At 70.9% G+C, this 14,409-nt stretch carries 13 protein-coding genes and 1 pseudogene; 6 read left to right on the top strand and 8 right to left on the bottom strand.

Annotated elements, in window-relative coordinates; all coding sequences use genetic code 11:
- Positions 1–51: 51 nt before the first annotated feature.
- The 4 genes from AB0E24_RS44185 to AB0E24_RS44170 form a co-directional block, all read right to left on the bottom strand.
- Entirely contained in the window at positions 52–570 is a 519-nt protein-coding gene (locus tag AB0E24_RS44185) for a SixA phosphatase family protein (protein ID WP_069874667.1), read from the bottom strand.
- Positions 571–686: 116 nt separating this feature from the next.
- Complete coding sequence (locus AB0E24_RS44180) at positions 687–905, bottom strand: hypothetical protein (protein ID WP_079257147.1); 219 nt, start codon at positions 903–905, stop codon at positions 687–689.
- A 151-nt stretch (positions 906–1,056) separates the two neighbouring features.
- Complete coding sequence (locus tag AB0E24_RS44175) at positions 1,057–1,173, bottom strand: SGM_5486 family transporter-associated protein (protein ID WP_252100358.1); 117 nt, start codon at positions 1,171–1,173, stop codon at positions 1,057–1,059.
- A 35-nt stretch (positions 1,174–1,208) separates the two neighbouring features.
- Entirely contained in the window at positions 1,209–2,648 is a 1,440-nt protein-coding gene (locus AB0E24_RS44170) for a CynX/NimT family MFS transporter (RefSeq protein WP_435865393.1), read from the bottom strand.
- A gap of 137 nt (positions 2,649–2,785) precedes the next feature.
- Between AB0E24_RS44170 and AB0E24_RS44165 the strand changes: the two genes are divergently transcribed.
- Positions 2,786–3,460: a FadR/GntR family transcriptional regulator gene (locus AB0E24_RS44165; protein ID WP_069874660.1), complete on the top strand. Its 675-nt coding sequence runs from the start codon at positions 2,786–2,788 to the stop codon at positions 3,458–3,460.
- Between the two features lie 49 nt (positions 3,461–3,509).
- On the opposite strand, the gene AB0E24_RS44160 is transcribed toward AB0E24_RS44165, so the two are convergent.
- The 4 genes from AB0E24_RS44160 to AB0E24_RS44145 form a co-directional block, all read right to left on the bottom strand.
- Positions 3,510–3,836: a hypothetical protein gene (locus tag AB0E24_RS44160; RefSeq protein ID WP_069874657.1), complete on the bottom strand. Its 327-nt coding sequence runs from the start codon at positions 3,834–3,836 to the stop codon at positions 3,510–3,512.
- Between the two features lie 205 nt (positions 3,837–4,041).
- Positions 4,042–4,812, bottom strand: coding sequence for an enoyl-ACP reductase FabI (fabI, locus tag AB0E24_RS44155; protein WP_069874655.1), 771 nt, complete (start codon positions 4,810–4,812; stop codon positions 4,042–4,044).
- 5 nt (positions 4,813–4,817) lie between these two features.
- Positions 4,818–5,522, bottom strand: a complete 705-nt coding sequence (gene fabG / locus AB0E24_RS44150; protein WP_093699816.1) for a 3-oxoacyl-[acyl-carrier-protein] reductase — start codon at positions 5,520–5,522, stop codon at positions 4,818–4,820.
- Between the two features lie 259 nt (positions 5,523–5,781).
- Positions 5,782–6,852 carry an alkene reductase gene (locus AB0E24_RS44145; RefSeq protein ID WP_359385550.1) on the bottom strand — a complete coding sequence of 357 codons (1,071 nt, stop codon included), beginning with the start codon at positions 6,850–6,852 and terminating at the stop codon, positions 5,782–5,784.
- A gap of 248 nt (positions 6,853–7,100) precedes the next feature.
- Between AB0E24_RS44145 and AB0E24_RS44140 the strand changes: the two genes are divergently transcribed.
- The 5 genes and pseudogenes from AB0E24_RS44140 to AB0E24_RS44120 all read left to right on the top strand — a co-directional run bounded on the left by AB0E24_RS44140 (position 7,101) and on the right by AB0E24_RS44120 (position 14,389).
- On the top strand, positions 7,101–7,601 hold the full coding sequence (locus tag AB0E24_RS44140) for a MarR family winged helix-turn-helix transcriptional regulator (RefSeq protein ID WP_430541498.1): 501 nt from the start codon (positions 7,101–7,103) through the stop codon (positions 7,599–7,601).
- 277 nt (positions 7,602–7,878) lie between these two features.
- A pseudogene (locus AB0E24_RS44135) lies at positions 7,879–8,724 on the top strand (ThuA domain-containing protein); the annotation flags it as partial.
- Positions 8,725–8,893: 169 nt separating this feature from the next.
- Complete coding sequence (locus AB0E24_RS44130; RefSeq protein ID WP_347235040.1) at positions 8,894–9,403, top strand: SseB family protein; 510 nt, start codon at positions 8,894–8,896, stop codon at positions 9,401–9,403.
- Positions 9,390–9,911, top strand: coding sequence for a hypothetical protein (locus AB0E24_RS44125; RefSeq protein WP_069874643.1), 522 nt, complete (start codon positions 9,390–9,392; stop codon positions 9,909–9,911). The genes AB0E24_RS44130 and AB0E24_RS44125 overlap by 14 nt, the downstream gene beginning before the upstream one ends.
- Positions 9,911–14,389, top strand: coding sequence for a putative T7SS-secreted protein (locus AB0E24_RS44120; protein WP_359385548.1), 4,479 nt, complete (start codon positions 9,911–9,913; stop codon positions 14,387–14,389). The genes AB0E24_RS44125 and AB0E24_RS44120 overlap by 1 nt, the downstream gene beginning before the upstream one ends.
- The last annotated feature ends 20 nt before the right edge of the window (positions 14,390–14,409 follow it).

Raw genomic sequence — 14,409 nt, 5'->3', positions numbered from 1 at the left:
GCGGAGCGGGGGCCGGTGCGCCGGGATCACGCCCGGGGCATCACCCGGGGATCACTCGTGGGGCGCCCAGAAGCTGGTGAGACGTCCGCAGCCGAGCTCGACCGACTTCCACGAACCGCTGAAGGTCACGACCGCGAACGCGGAGGTGGGGAAGGCACCGCGGTCCATGCGCTCCTTGGCACCCTCGTCGGCCTCGCCCGCCAGCGCGTCGGCGAGGCCGTGCATCCCGGGGTTGTGGCCGAGGACCATCAGGTCGGTGATGTCGTCGGCGGTCTCGTTGATCACCTCGATGAGCTGACCGACCGGGGCGTCGTACAGCCGCTCCTCGTAGACGGTCTTGGGGCGCCGCGGCAGCTCATGGACCACCAGCTTCCAGGTCTCGCGGGTGCGCAGCGCGGTGGAGCAGAGGGTGAGTTCGGGGGTGAGACCGGCCTCCGCGATCCGGCGCCCGGCGATCGGGGCGTCCTTGCGGCCGCGCTCCGCGAGCGGGCGCTCATGGTCGGCCACCTGGGGCCAGTCGGCCTTGGCGTGTCGAAGGAGGACAATCCTGCGGGGCACATCGACGCTCATGCGTCCCAGCTTCGCATGAATCGGTGCAGGAGGCGCAGGGTGTTGGAACGACCTCGTCAAACGTGAGCACACCCGCGATACCGGCGGACACGGCTGATCACCACGGCCTACGGTGCTCACCCCACCGCGTCCCCGAAGGCCCGGTGCACCAACTGCACGACCTGCGAGACCGGCCCGGAGCCGCCGCTCTCGGCATGGGCGGCGGTGGGCCCGGTGAGCAGAAGCAGCAACGCCCCGAAGGCCACCGCCGGCAGAGCGACGGCCCACCACGGCAGCCGGGCGTCCACGCCGCTGACCGACGGGTGTACGGACCGGGTACGCGTGCGGGCGGACATGGGATCGCCTCCGGATCGCCGAACGTGTCGTTGGTTCGACGGTACGGAGCGTGCGGCGCCGCTCCCATCCGGTGAGCCACCCAGTTACCCCTGAGCCCAGCCCCCTAAGGGATGGTGGGGCCAGCCCCACCATCCGCTCCTCCGCACCAGGTCAGGGCGAGGCGAGGGTGGCGATCACGGCGATGATCGCGGTGATGCCCAGCATCACGCCGAAGATGATGAGGAGCTTCTTCTGGCCGTTCGGGGGGTTCTCATCGAGCACTGGCATGGCACCAGTGTCCCACCCCCGGTACGCGGCACCGATCAGCCCTCGTCCTCGAGGGTGCGGTCGCGTCCGGCCAGTACGCCCGCGACGATCTGCGGCACCATGAACCCGGCCATCAGCGCGAGGGGCTGCCCCCAGCCGCCGCTGTGCTGGTAGAGCACGCCGACCAGCAGCGGGCCCGGGATGGACAGCAGATAGCCGACGCTCTGCGCGAAGGCCGACAGCCGGACCACGCCCGCGTGGGTCCTCGTCCGCATGCCGATCATGGTGAGGGCCAGCGGGAAGGCGCAGTTGGCGACGCCGAGCAGCAGGGCCCACAGCCAGGCGCCCTCCGCCGGGGCCAGCCACAGCCCGCCATAACCGACGAGCCCGAGGACACCGAGGATGACGACCAGGACGCCCTGATGCCGCAGCCGGGCGGCGATCCGCGGCAGGACGAAGGCGAGCGGCACGCCCATCGCCATCATCACGGCCAGCAGCAGACCGGAGGTGGAGGCGGAGACCCCGGCGTCCCGGAAGATCTGCGGCATCCAGCCCATGGAGATGTACGCGGCGGTGGCCTGGAAGCCGAAGAAGACGGCCATCGCCCAGGCCAGCGGGGAGCGGGCGATGCGGATCGCGGGCCCGTCGGCCGGGGCGGCGGCGGTCTCGGCGACCGCGGCCGGGGCGCCCGTATCGGTATCCGTGCCCGTGCGCGTGCCCGTACCGCCGCCTGTCTCGGAGCCGCCCGCCTCCGAGGCGCTCGCCACCGAGGCGCTCGCGACCGGACCGTTCGCCCCCGGGCCGTTCGCCTCCGGGCCACTCTCCGCGCCGCTCGTACGGTCGCGGGCGAGGAACAGCCAGGGCACCAGCGCCACGGCGGCGAGCAGCGCCCACACCCCGAGCCCGGCCCGCCAGGAGCCGCCCAGCGCGTCGGTCATCGGCACGGTGACCGCGGCGGCGACGGCCGTGCCCAGCGACAGGCCCATCGAGTACAGCCCGGTCATCGCGCCGACCCGGTCCGGGAACCAGCGCTTGACGATCACCGGCATCAGGACGTTGCTCACCGCGATCCCGGCCAGGGCCAGCGCGCTGGCCGCCAGGAAGACCACGGTCCCGCCGGCGAAGGGGCGCAGCAGCAGACCGGCGGCGATGGCGGCGAGCCCGGCGCACACGACGGCGCCCGGCCCCCAGCGCCGGGCCAGCCGGGGCGCGGTGAAACCGAAGAGCGCGAAGCACGCCGGGGGCACGGAGGTGAGCACTCCGGCGACGGTGCCGCTCATCCCGAGGCCGTCCCGGACCTCCTCGAGCAGTGGGCCGAGGGTGGTGACCGCGGGGCGGAGGTTGAGCGCGGCGAGCAAGAGCCCCGCCGCCATGACGCGGCCGCGCCATGGCGAGGCCGCGCGGCGCGGTCCTCCCGGTTCCGCCGGGCTGGGCGCGGAGGCGGCGGTGTCGAGCGTCGCGAGATCGTCAGACGGGGACGTATGCATGCCGACCATCATAGAATCATGGGATGAATGCTCGTCCAGTGGCGAACGACCACCCGGTGACACCCGGACGGCATCATGATGGAAAGGCCCGTTCGCCCACTTCGGGCCGTGTCCGCCGCACGCACAGTCGTACGCACAGGAGAGTCATGCCGCTGACCTCGCCCCGGCGTTCCGCCCTCGCCGACCAGGTGATCGCCCAGCTGCGCGCCCAGATCACCTCGGGCGAATGGCCGGTGGGCTCGCGGATTCCCACCGAGCCCGAGCTGGTCGAGCAGCTGGGGGTGGCGCGCAACACCGTACGGGAGGCCGTGCGCGCCCTCGCGCACAACGGGCTGCTGGACATCCGCCAGGGCTCGGGCACCTATGTGCTGGCGACCAGCGAACTGGCCGGGGTGATGCACCGCCGCTTCGCCGCCGCCGACCCCCGCCATGTGGCCGAGCTGCGCAGCGCCCTGGAGACCAAGGCGGCCCGGCTGGCCGCGGAGCGCCGTACCGAGCAGGACCTCAAGCAGCTGGACGCACAGCTGGACCGGCGCGAGCGGGCCTGGGAGGGGGGCGATCCGGACGCCTTCGTCGAGGCGGACGCCACCTTGCACATGGCGGTCGTGGCCGCGTCGCACAACGATGTGCTGGAGGAGCTGTACGCGGACCTGGGCGCGGTCGTACGGGACTTCCTGCGCGCGGACGTGGGCGGCGGGATGGGCCCGGACGCGTATGTGGACCACGGACGGTTGGTGGAGGCGATCCGGGAGGGCGACGGGGAGCGGGCGGCGGCCGAGGCCAGCACCCATCCGTTCGGCTGTCGCTTCCGCGGCTGCTGAGCGACCGGGGGCGGCCGGAAGCGGGTGGCGCTCAGATGGGACCCGGCGCTCAGCGGTGATGGCTCACCCAGGCTTTCCGTATCTCCTTCCAGCAGCGCTCGGCGAGCCGCACATGTTCGGCCGGACCGACCTCCACCGGGCGGGTGTCCATGTCGGGGTCCCACCAACGGGCGCATTCGACGTGCAGCTGCACCCGGTCGGCGCCGGGATTGGGATTGAAGCAGTCGGTGGTGGCGTGCGAGCCGCGTACCGAGGTGCTGCACGCGGCCTCGCGCGGCCGGGGCCGTTCCTGTGCGGCGGAGCTGGAGGCGGCGATGACCAGACCCACCGTGGCGACGAGCAGCAGCGCGGCCGCGACACGGCGGGTCGTACGCATGCGGGACCTCCTCGGCCGTGCCGCTGGCGCCGGCGCTCCGGTCGGTGAGTCGGTTCGTCGTCGTGTCTCCACAGTGCGTGGATCCACCACCCATACGCGCGTCCTGCTCCCCCGTACGGGTGAACGCGCACGCGGAACGGCCGCCGCCCCGGACCCGCTGGTTCGCGGGGTGGGACGGCGGCCGTCGCGCGGAAACGCCGTGGGCTCAGGCGCCCATCATGTGCACACCGCCGTCGACATGCACGATCTCGCCGGTGGTGCGCGGGAACCAGTCGGAGAGCAGGGCCACGACACCGCGGCCGGCCGGCTCCGGGTCGGTGAGGTCCCAGCCGATCGGGGCCCGGTGGTTCCACACGTCCGCGAGCTCCTCGAAGCCGGGGATGGACTTCGCGGCCATGGACTTGATAGGCCCGGCCGAGACCAGGTTGCAGCGCACGTTCTGCTCGCCGAGGTCGCGGGCGAGGTAGCGGCTGGTGGACTCCAGCGCGGCCTTGGCCACGCCCATCCAGTCGTACTTCGGCCAGGCGAACTGGGCGTCGAAGGTCAGGCCGACGATCGAGCCGCCGCGCGGCATCACCGGCAGGCACGCCATGGTGAGCGCCTTGAGGGAGTAGGCCGAGACATGCACGGCCGTGCCGACGTCCTCCCAGGTGCCGCCGAGGAAGTTGAACGCGCCCTGCGGGCCGAAGGCGATGGAGTGCACCACGCCGTCGAGGCCGACACCCTCGCCCAGGTGCTCGCGCACCTTGTCGGCCAGGCCGTCCAGCTGCTCCTGGTTCTGCACATCCAGCTCGATGACCGGGGCGGGCTTGGGCAGCCGCTTGGCGATCCGCTCCACGAGGGAGACCCGGCCGAAGCCGGTGAGGATGACCTCGGCGCCCTCCTCCTGGGCCAGCTTGGCGGCGTGGAAGGCGATGGACGACTCGGTGATGACGCCCGTGACCAGGATGCGCTTACCGGCGAGAATTCCACTCATGACGTTCAGTGACCCATGCCCAATCCGCCGTCGACAGGGATGACGGCTCCGGTGATGTACGCGGCCTCGTCGGAGGCCAGGAAGCGGACCGAGGCGGCGATCTCCTCGGGCTGCGCGTAACGCGCGAGCGGTACCTGCTTCACAATGTTCTCGCGCTGATCGTCGCTGAGCGCGCGCGTCATGTCCGTGTCGACGAAACCGGGCGCGACCACATTGACGGTGATGTTGCGCGAGCCCAGCTCACGGGCGAGGGAGCGGGCGAAGCCCACCAGGCCGGCCTTGGACGCGGCGTAGTTCGCCTGACCGGCCGAACCCATCAGCCCGACGACCGACGAGATCAGCACCACGCGCCCCTTACGGGCCCGCAGCATCCCCCGGTTGGCCCGCTTGACCACGCGGAACGTACCGGTGAGGTTGGTTTCGAGGACGGCGGTGAAGTCCTCCTCGGTCATCCGCATCAGCAGCTGGTCACGGGTGACCCCGGCGTTGGCCACCAGGACCTCGACCGTGCCGTGCTTCTCCTCGATCTCCTTGTACGCCTGCTCGACCTGCTCCGGCTCGGTGATGTCGCACTGGACGGCGAGGAAGCCGGCCGGCGGCTCACCGGACCGGTAGGTGATGGCGACCTTGTCGCCAGCGTCGGCGAAGGCACGGGCGATGGCGAGGCCGATGCCGCGGTTGCCTCCGGTGACGAGAACCGAGCGGCTCAAGGGACCACCTTCTCTTGTCGATCTGCGTCGATGTCTCTGTGTCGACGTCGACGTTGCGTCGAAGTCGTGCAGGACGTCACAGCGCGTGCCGTCCCCTACCCCCGCAAACTATCGGTCCGAGGCCGTCGAGGAGGAATCCGGCGCCCACAGGGGCAGGTGCCCCTCCCTGTTGACTTCCTACAGAAACCCGGTGCCTGTCCGGCTCGGCATCCGGGCCCAGTGTCGGCGGCACGCCGCCTCGCCTCACGCGGGCGCGGATTCAGCCGAGGGTCGGGTAGTCGGTGTAGCCGCGGTGATCGCCACCGTAAAAGGCGGTGGGGTCGGGGGTGTTGTACGGGCCGCCGGCGGCGAGGCGCGCCGGAAGGTCGGGGTTGGCCAAGAACAGCGCGCCGAAGGCGATCAGGTCGGCCGTGCCGTCCTCCACCAGCTTCAGCTCACCGGGCCCGGTGGGCTCGCTGCCGGTGAACGGGTTGAGGATGAAGGTGCCGGGCCACTCCTTGCGCAGGCGTACGGTCAGGTCGCGTACGCCCGGCGCCTCCATCTGGTGCAGATAGGCCAGGCCCAGCGGGGCCAGCCGAGCCACCAGGGCGCCGTAGGTCTCCTGAAGTCCCTCCTCGGCGATGTCGTTGAAGGGGTTGCCCGGTGAGAGGCGGAAGCCCACCTTGTCCCCGCCGATGGCCTCGGCCGCCGCGGTCGCCACCTCGACCGCGAAGCGGATCCGGCCGTCGGCCGAGCCGCCCCAGGCGTCGGTGCGCCGGTTGGCGTTGGAGGCGAGGAACTGGTGGACCAGATAGCCGTTCGCCCCGTGGATCTCCACCCCGTCGAACCCGGCGGCGACCGCGTTGCGCGCCGCGGCCGCGAAGTCCTCGACGGTACGGACGATCTCGGCCTCGGTCAGTTCCCTGGGGGTGATGAAGTCCTTGGGGCCCTCATGGGTGAACACCTGCCCCTGCGGCGCCACCGCGGACGGGGCGACCGGCACCAGGCCGTCCGGCAGCAGGGCGGGGTGGCCGATGCGGCCGGTGTGCATCAGCTGCGCGAAGATCACCCCGCCCTCGCGGTGCACGGCGTCGGTCACCTTCCGCCAGGCCGCGACCTGGTCGGCCGAGTGCAGACCGGGGGTGTCGGGGTAGCCCTGCCCGACCACCGAGGGCTGGATGCCCTCGGTGACGACGAGCCCGGCGCTCGCCCGCTGCGCGTAGTAGGTCGCCATCAGATCCGTCGGGCTCGCTCCCGGGCCGTGGGCGCGGCTGCGGGTCATCGGGGCCATCGCGATGCGGTTGGTCAGGCGGGTGCCGCTCAGGTCGTACGGGTCGAATGCCGTCGCCATGATCACTTTCCTTGTCCAACGGAGGCCGCCGCACGGCGCGGTGACCAATTACCTGCCCGAACAAGTAAGTGATGGCAACTCATTCCCGGGCGACTGTGAGCTGCGTCACCATGAGCGCACTTGGGGCGGCGGCATCCGAGCACCCGCCTCCACCCGGTCCACAAGGAGCCGCGCTAGGCTGGTACCTGTTCGAGCAGCTACAAACCGCGGCGAGAGACGGCGAAGGGCATATGAGCGAGCCGAGACACATGGCCGGGAAGGCGCCGGCCGAGGCCGCGACGGCGGCGGCCGGGGTGCCGATGCCGGCCTCCGTCCGGGCCGGCGCCATGAGCCACGCGATCTTCCGGGTGGCCCGTCTGCACCGCATGCTCGCCGGGCAGCTGCTGCGCCGCGTCGGCCTCCACACCGGCCAGGAACTGGTCATGATGCAGCTCTGGGACCGCGGCCCCCAGCGCCAGACCGACCTGGTCCGCCTGCTCGGCTCCGACGCCGCCACCATGACCCGCACCATCCGCCGCCTGGAGCACGCCGGCTTCGTCCGCCGCTGCCCCTGCGCCGACGACAAGCGCGTCACCATCATCGAACCCACCACCGCCAGCCTCGCCCTGCGCCACGAGGTGGAACAGATCTGGGCGGAGCTCGAGCGCGGCGTCACCGACGATCTGACCCCGGATCAGCAGACCGAGGCCATCGACGTCCTGGAGCGCATCGAGCAGAGCCTCGCCCGCGCCGCCGAACGCAACGCCTGAGGCCGGGCACGGCCCCTCCGGCGCCCCGAGCCGCCCCACCGGGTCCCACACCGGGCGGCGCCCCTTGCTTCACCCCTTGCCTCACCCCTTGTTTCAACTCTTGCCTTAACTCTTGACGAGTCTGGTTCAGACCTTTAAGTTCACGCATCGCCCAGCTGCGAAAGCCATGACTCTGCGGTGGTGAACAACCCGCTCCGCAGCCGTGTCGGCATGGGCCGTCAGTGTCCAGTTCCCCCACCCGTGACAGCGGCATCATCCGTTACAGCGAGGAGCACGCATGCGGAAAAGCGGAGACATCAGATCGTTCAGGACGCCATCCGTGGCCATACGGCTGCTGGTGCTGCTGGCCACGCTGCTGGGGCTGGCGGTGGCCCCCGTCCACGCGACGGCGCGCGGCGCGGCCGCGCCGTTCAAGGTGTTGGCCCTCTACAACGGGACCTGGGACGCCGCGCACATCAACTTCGTCCATGAGGCGAACGACTGGTTCCCCCAGCAGGCGGCCCAGAACGGCTTCACCTATACGGCGAGCAACGACTGGAACCAGCTCGCCGACGGCAGGGTGGACGACTACAAGGTAGTGCTGTTCCTGGACGACCTGCCGCAGACCGCCGCCCAGCGGTCAGGGTTCGAGCGCTATATGCGTGCGGGCGGCGCCTGGATGGGGTTCCATGTGGCGGCCTTCACCACCGAGGCGCAGAACTGGCCCTGGTACCACGATCAGTTCCTCGGCAGCGGCAACTTCAAGTCCAACACCTGGGGGCCGACCACGGCCACCCTGCGGGTCGAGGACCGCACCCATCCGTCCACCAAGGCGCTGCCCGCCACCTTCACCTCGTCGGTCAGCGAGTGGTACAGCTGGTCGAAGGACCTCCGGCAGAACCCGGACATCAAGATCCTGGCCTCCGTCGACCCGAGCAGCTTCCCGCTCGGCACCGACCCCAACCAGACCTGGTACGACGGCTATTACCCGATCCTGTGGACGAACAGCAAGTACAAGATGCTGTACGCGAACTTCGGGCACAACGCGATGGACTACGAGCACAACACCCCCCTGTCGTCCACCTTCGACAGCGCGACACAGAACCGGTTCCTGCTCGACGGGCTGAAGTGGCTCGGCGGTGCCGGGTGACTTCCGGCCGGTGGACCGCGCGGATCTGACCCCGCGGACCTGACCCCGCGTGGAACGCTCTCCAGGGGCCGTCCCGGACAACCGGGGCGGCCCTGTCGTCTCATCACACCGAGCCGCGTGCCGGTCACCCGTGGTGTCGGCCAACTGTGTGAAGATAGCCCTCATGTTTGGCGGAGGGGGCGGCAGGCCGCCTGGTCAGGGCGGCCGGACAACGCTGGCGGACCTCGTCCGCCAGGAGACCGCCGCGCGGATGTCGGAGCCGGAGAAGTGGGCGGCGCTCCGGGGAGCTCGGCTGTACTTCCAGCGGCCCGAGGACCCGGGCTTCCTGGTCTCGGAGACCGCCGAAGACGGCCCGTTCGTGCCGGTCTTCACCTCGCTCGAAGGGCTCGCGCGCTTCGCGGGGGCGTGCGGCTGGGCGTCCACGACGGCCGAGGACCTGGTGGGCCTGCTGCCCGAGGGCGTACGGGCGTTGGTGGATCCCCTGGGTGAGCGCCCCTTCCTGCTGGACGCGCGGACGCTGCGCGACGCGGAGGGCCCCGGAGCGGAGCACCCCGGCACGGAGAGCCCCGGCACGGAGAGCCCCGGCACGGAGAGCCCCGGAGCCGAGCACCGGCAAGCGCGAGGCCAGGAAGCGGAAGACCCCGAGGAGAGGGCCGACGGTGGCGGATCCTGACGCCTGGAATGCGAACCGCGCCCCCAGCGAGGGCGGCGAAGACGGCAAATACGGCGGCAATGAGGGCGCCGACGGTTACAAGATCGAGATCGCCTCCGTGCAGGGCTTGATCACCCCGCTGGAGGAGTCGGTGGTCGGGGCCCGGTCGGTGAAGAACGGCCAGGAGAAGCTGACCGCCTATCTCCAGCACTGTGGCGCGCCCGAACTCCTCCAGTCCGGCAAGGGGTTCATCGAGGCGTGGGGCTTCGGCATGGGCGAGCTGGCGGATCACGCGGATGTGGTGGTGGAGCGGCTGTACGAGGCGATAGCCGGATACATGCTGGCTGATCTGCTGCGGGTGAAGGACTTCTGGCCCTCGGACGAGAACATGGCCAAGCTGCCCTCGGGCGGGGCGGCCAAGTGGTCCTGGGAGCACGTGGGCGCGCCGGAGATGGAGAAGCGCCCGGAGGATTCGGCGTTGTCGAAGATGACCCGCAAGTGGCTGAGTGAATACGAGGACGAGTCCTGATGGGCGATCCGGACGCGGGGCGGGCCCCGCAGATACGGATACCGGTCGACGCCAAGCCCAAGGATCTGATCCCCGGTAACCCGGACGACATCGACGACCTGGTGGTGGAGCTGCGCGCGTACGCGGGCGCCTTCCAGGACGGCAAGGACAAGCTGAGACCGCTGGACCTGGCGGACTGGTCGGGCAAGGGCGCGAGCGAGTTCCGGAAGTCGGTCGACCGGCTGCCGAAGGAACTCACCTCCGGCCATGACCAGTTCACCCATGCGGCCAGTGCGCTGGCGGCGTACGCCACCAAGCTGCGGTCGGTGCAGAAGCGCTGCGAGCCGATCATCGAGGACGCGGACGCGGCACGGGCGGCGTCCAAGGCGCACAACAAGAAGGTCGAGGCGTACAACGACGCGGTGACGCGCGGCGATGAGCAGCTGCCGGAGAAGCCTTCACAGACCGATCCTGGCATCTCCTCGATGGAGGGGTGTATCGGTCGGCTGGACAAGCTGATCGAGGAGTTGCAGCTGGTCGTCGACGCGTCGAAGAAGAAGATCGACAAGGCGGCGGAGAAGGCCCCCGACAAGCCGAGCAACTGGCAGAAGGTCGGGGACGGCTTCAAGGACGGGCTGTGGAAGGTCCACCACGGAATCCTGGGCGCGGCCGAGCTCCCCGCCTCGCTCCTCACGGGCGACGCCAAGGGCTTCGCGATGCAGCTGGCCGGTATGGCGGACGGCGCGGCCTACGCGGCCCAGCACCCCAAGGAGTTCGCGAAGGCGGTCACCAACTGGGACATGTGGTCCAAGGACCCGCTGCGCGCGGCGGGCGAGATCACCCCGTCGCTGCTGCTCGCCCTGGCCACGGGCGGTGCGAGCGCCCTGCGCAAGGGGCTCCAGACCGGCAGGACCGCCGCCCAGCGGCTGGCGGTCCGTAAGCAGGCCCTGGGCCGGGACGGCGAGGCGTCCCGCCGCGCGGACAGCGAGGGCACCCACGACCGCCACACCCACGACCGGGACTGCGAGGACGACCCGGTCGACGTCGCCACCGGCGAGATGGTCCTGCCCGCCACGGACGTGACCCTGCCCGGGGCGCTCCCCCTGGTCCTGGAGCGCACCTTCGTCTCCGGGCACACCTGCGGCGGCTGGTTCGGCCGCACCTGGGCCGCCACGCTCGACCAGCGGCTGGAGCTGGACGCGGACGGGATCGTGTTCGTCACGGCCGACGGGATGGTGCTGCGCTACGGGGTGCCGACGCCCGGGGAGGACGTGTACCCCGCGCGGGGTCCGCGCTGGCCGCTGCGCTGGGACGGCACGGCGGGCGGCACGATGCGGGTCGAGGTGCCCGAGCAGGGCCGCACGCTGCACTTCGCTCCGCTGACCGTCCTGGGCGGTCCCGAGGGCGGTCCCACGGGCGGTCCCACGGGCGGCAATGAGCTGCCCCTGGAGACGATCGAGGACCGCAACGGCCGGTCCATCACCTTCGGCTACGACGAGGACGGCACCCCGCGCGAGGTGGCGCACTCCGGTGGGTATCGCATCGCGATCGACACCGATCCGGAGCTGTCGCGCATCACGGGGCTGCGGCTGCTGGGCGTCGGCGGCGGCGGCAGGGAGGGCGAGGGCACCACGCTGGTCTCCTTCGGCTACAACGCCGCGGGCGACCTGACCGAGGTCTTCAACTCCGCCGCCGAGCCGATGCGGTTCACCTACGACGACCAGCACCGGGTCACCTCATGGACCGACCGCAACGGCACCAGCTTCGGATACGTCTATGACCACCGGGGCCGGGTGCTGCGCACCATCGGCTCGGACGACATGATGACCGGCCGCTTCCACTACGACGAGGCGTCCCGCACCACCGTCTACACCGACTCGCTCGGCCACCGCGTCACGTATGTCTTCGACGAGGCGTACCGGGCGGTGGCCCGCACCGACGCCCTGGGCCACACCACCCGCACCGAATGGGATCCGGGGCCGGCCCGTCGACCGCTCTCGGTGACCGACCCGCTGGGCCACACCACCCGTTACGCGTACGACGACTCCGGCAATCTGATCCGCGTCGACCGCCCGGACGGCACGGCGGCCACGGCCACGTACGACGCGTACGGCCTGCCGCTGGAGGTCCGCGAGCCGGACGGCGCCGTGTGGCGCCACGCCTATGACGAACGGGGCAACCGCGTCCGGACAACGGACCCCGCGGGCGCCGAGACGCACTACACGTACGACGAGTCGGGGAGCCCGACCTCGGTCACCGACGCGCTGGGCCACACCACGCATGTCGTATGCGACGCGGCGGGCCTGCCGGTGGAGGTCACCGACGCCCTGGGCAACACGACCACCGTCCGCCGGGGCACCCACGGCCGCATCACCCGCGTCACCGACCCCCTGGGCCATGTCACCCGCCAGGGCTGGACCATCGAGGGCAAGCCCGCCTGGCGCACCCGGCCCGACGGCACCCGCGAGACCTGGGCCTGGGACGCCGAGGGCAACCTCACCGAACACACCGACCCGGCGGGCAACACCACCCGCCACACTCACACCCACTTCGACCTCCCGGCGACGCGGACCGACCCGGACGGGGCGAGGTACGCCTTCGCGTACGACACCGAGCTGCGGCTGACGGCGGTGACCAATCCGCAGGGGCTGAGCTGGACCTACGCCTACGACGGGGCCGGGCGGCTCACCTCCGAAACCGACTTCAACGGCCGCACGCTGTCGTACGAGCACGATGCGGCGGGCCGCCTGATATCCCGGGCGAACGGCGCGGGCGAGGCGCTGACCTACACGCGTGACGCGCTGGGCCGCACGGTCGCCACGCGCATCGTCGGCCAGGCCGATGGCACGGAGACGACGTTCGCGTACGACGCGGCGGGCCGTCTGATCCGGGCGGCGAACCCTGACACGGAGCTGAGCCGTACGTATGACGCGCGGGGGCGCGTTCTGACCGAGACGGTGGGCGGTCGTACGACGTCGTACGCATACGACGCGGCGGGCAACCGCACCGAGCGGATCACCCCGAGCGGCCTGCGGTCGGCGTGGACGTACGACGCGGCCGGCCGCCCCACGTCCCTCACCACGGCGGACAACTCCCTGCACTTCGCCTACGACGCCGCGGGCCGCGAGACGACACGCACCTTCGGCGACGACGTGACCCTGACCCAGGCGTGGGACGCCCTGGACCGCCTGACGACCCAGACGCTGACCCACGCTTCCGGCGCGGCGCGGCTGCTGCAACACCGGGCGTACGCCTACCGCCCGGACGACCACCTCACCGAGATCCGCGAGCTGACGTCCGGCACCCGCCGCTTCGACCTCGACCCGCTCGGCCGGGTGACGGCGGTGCACGCCCACGGCTGGACCGAGACCTACGCCTATGACCCGGCGGGCAACCTCACGCACGCCACGGCCCCGGGCCATGAGTCGTCCGGCGACCGGGAGTTCACCGGCACGGTGATCCACCGCGCGGGCCGCACGTCGTACGAGCACGACGCCCAGGGCCGCCTGATCCGCCGCACCCGCAAACTCCTCAACGGCCAGACCCGCACCTGGACCTACACCTGGAACGCGGAAGACCGCCTGACAGCCGCGACAACCCCGGACGGCGACCGCTGGCACTACACGTACGACCCGTTGGGCCGCCGCACGGCCAAGCAGCGGCTGGCGGAGGACGGCACGGCCGCCGACCGAATCGACTTCACCTGGGACGGCACCCGCCTGGCGGAGCAGACGGCGGCGGCCGACGGCACGACGCTGACGTGGGACTACGCCCCGGAAACCCACCGCCCCCTGACCCAGACCGAGCACGACGAGACCGACGCCCGCTTCCACGCCATCATCACGGACCTGGTCGGCACCCCCACGGAGTTGGTCACCCCCGATGGCACCCTCGCCTGGCAGCACCGCACCACCCTGTGGGGCACCCCCCTCCCCGCCCCACCCGGCTCGGCCGACTGCCCCCTCCGCTTCCCCGGCCAATACGCCGACCCGGAAACCGGCCTCCACTACAACTACTTCCGCCACTACGACCCGGAAACGGCCCGCTACGTCTCCCCAGATCCTCTGGGCCTCGCGCCCGCCCCCAACCCGGCGGCCTACGTCCACAACCCCCACAAGTGGGCCGATCCCTTCGGCCTCGCACCGGAGTGCGGCAATAAGTGGAGTGGTCCAGGGTCTAGAACACCATCAGAGGCTGGCATAAGCCCGAACGATGCTCGGCGAATTCAAAATGCTGCCGACAAAGCAGGGCAACCCATCATTGTGGTTGGAAGCCGCGCGGGCGGAACGGCCAACCCTGCATCTGACTGGGATTACATCCTATCCGGCCCATCCAGGACTCGACACAGCGTCCAGAATTCCCTGCCACGAGGAACGGGTGACGGTGAAGGCAGTGGACGCGGCCGAGACTTCTGGCAGACTTATAACTCAAACCGGCCAGACTATGCAGAGCTGGAAACGGATAAGCCATATGTCGTATTCGAGCCAGGAAGTGGGTGATCACTTGAAAGAGTCGGAGC

It is taken from the genome of Streptomyces malaysiensis subsp. malaysiensis, from assembly GCF_040653035.1.
In the GTDB taxonomy this organism is placed as follows: domain Bacteria; phylum Actinomycetota; class Actinomycetes; order Streptomycetales; family Streptomycetaceae; genus Streptomyces; species Streptomyces malaysiensis.
This window is presented reverse-complemented; position numbering and strand designations above follow the sequence as displayed.

What these genes read in the sequence shown, in the direction of transcription:
- AB0E24_RS44170 (WP_435865393.1), bottom strand. Translation starts at nt 2,648, where the DNA reads ATGGTCGGCATGCATACGTCCCCGTCTGACGATCTCGCGACGCTCGAC.
- AB0E24_RS44120 (WP_359385548.1), top strand. Translation starts at nt 9,911, where the DNA reads ATGGGCGATCCGGACGCGGGGCGGGCCCCGCAGATACGGATACCGGTC.
- AB0E24_RS44180 (WP_079257147.1), bottom strand. Translation starts at nt 905, where the DNA reads ATGTCCGCCCGCACGCGTACCCGGTCCGTACACCCGTCGGTCAGCGGC.
- AB0E24_RS44140 (WP_430541498.1), top strand. Translation starts at nt 7,101, where the DNA reads ATGGCCGGGAAGGCGCCGGCCGAGGCCGCGACGGCGGCGGCCGGGGTG.
- AB0E24_RS44145 (WP_359385550.1), bottom strand. Translation starts at nt 6,852, where the DNA reads ATGGCGACGGCATTCGACCCGTACGACCTGAGCGGCACCCGCCTGACC.
- fabI (WP_069874655.1), bottom strand. Translation starts at nt 4,812, where the DNA reads ATGAGTGGAATTCTCGCCGGTAAGCGCATCCTGGTCACGGGCGTCATC.
- AB0E24_RS44165 (WP_069874660.1), top strand. Translation starts at nt 2,786, where the DNA reads ATGCCGCTGACCTCGCCCCGGCGTTCCGCCCTCGCCGACCAGGTGATC.
- AB0E24_RS44185 (WP_069874667.1), bottom strand. Translation starts at nt 570, where the DNA reads ATGAGCGTCGATGTGCCCCGCAGGATTGTCCTCCTTCGACACGCCAAG.
- AB0E24_RS44175 (WP_252100358.1), bottom strand. Translation starts at nt 1,173, where the DNA reads ATGCCAGTGCTCGATGAGAACCCCCCGAACGGCCAGAAGAAGCTCCTC.
- AB0E24_RS44160 (WP_069874657.1), bottom strand. Translation starts at nt 3,836, where the DNA reads ATGCGTACGACCCGCCGTGTCGCGGCCGCGCTGCTGCTCGTCGCCACG.
- AB0E24_RS44130 (WP_347235040.1), top strand. Translation starts at nt 8,894, where the DNA reads ATGTTTGGCGGAGGGGGCGGCAGGCCGCCTGGTCAGGGCGGCCGGACA.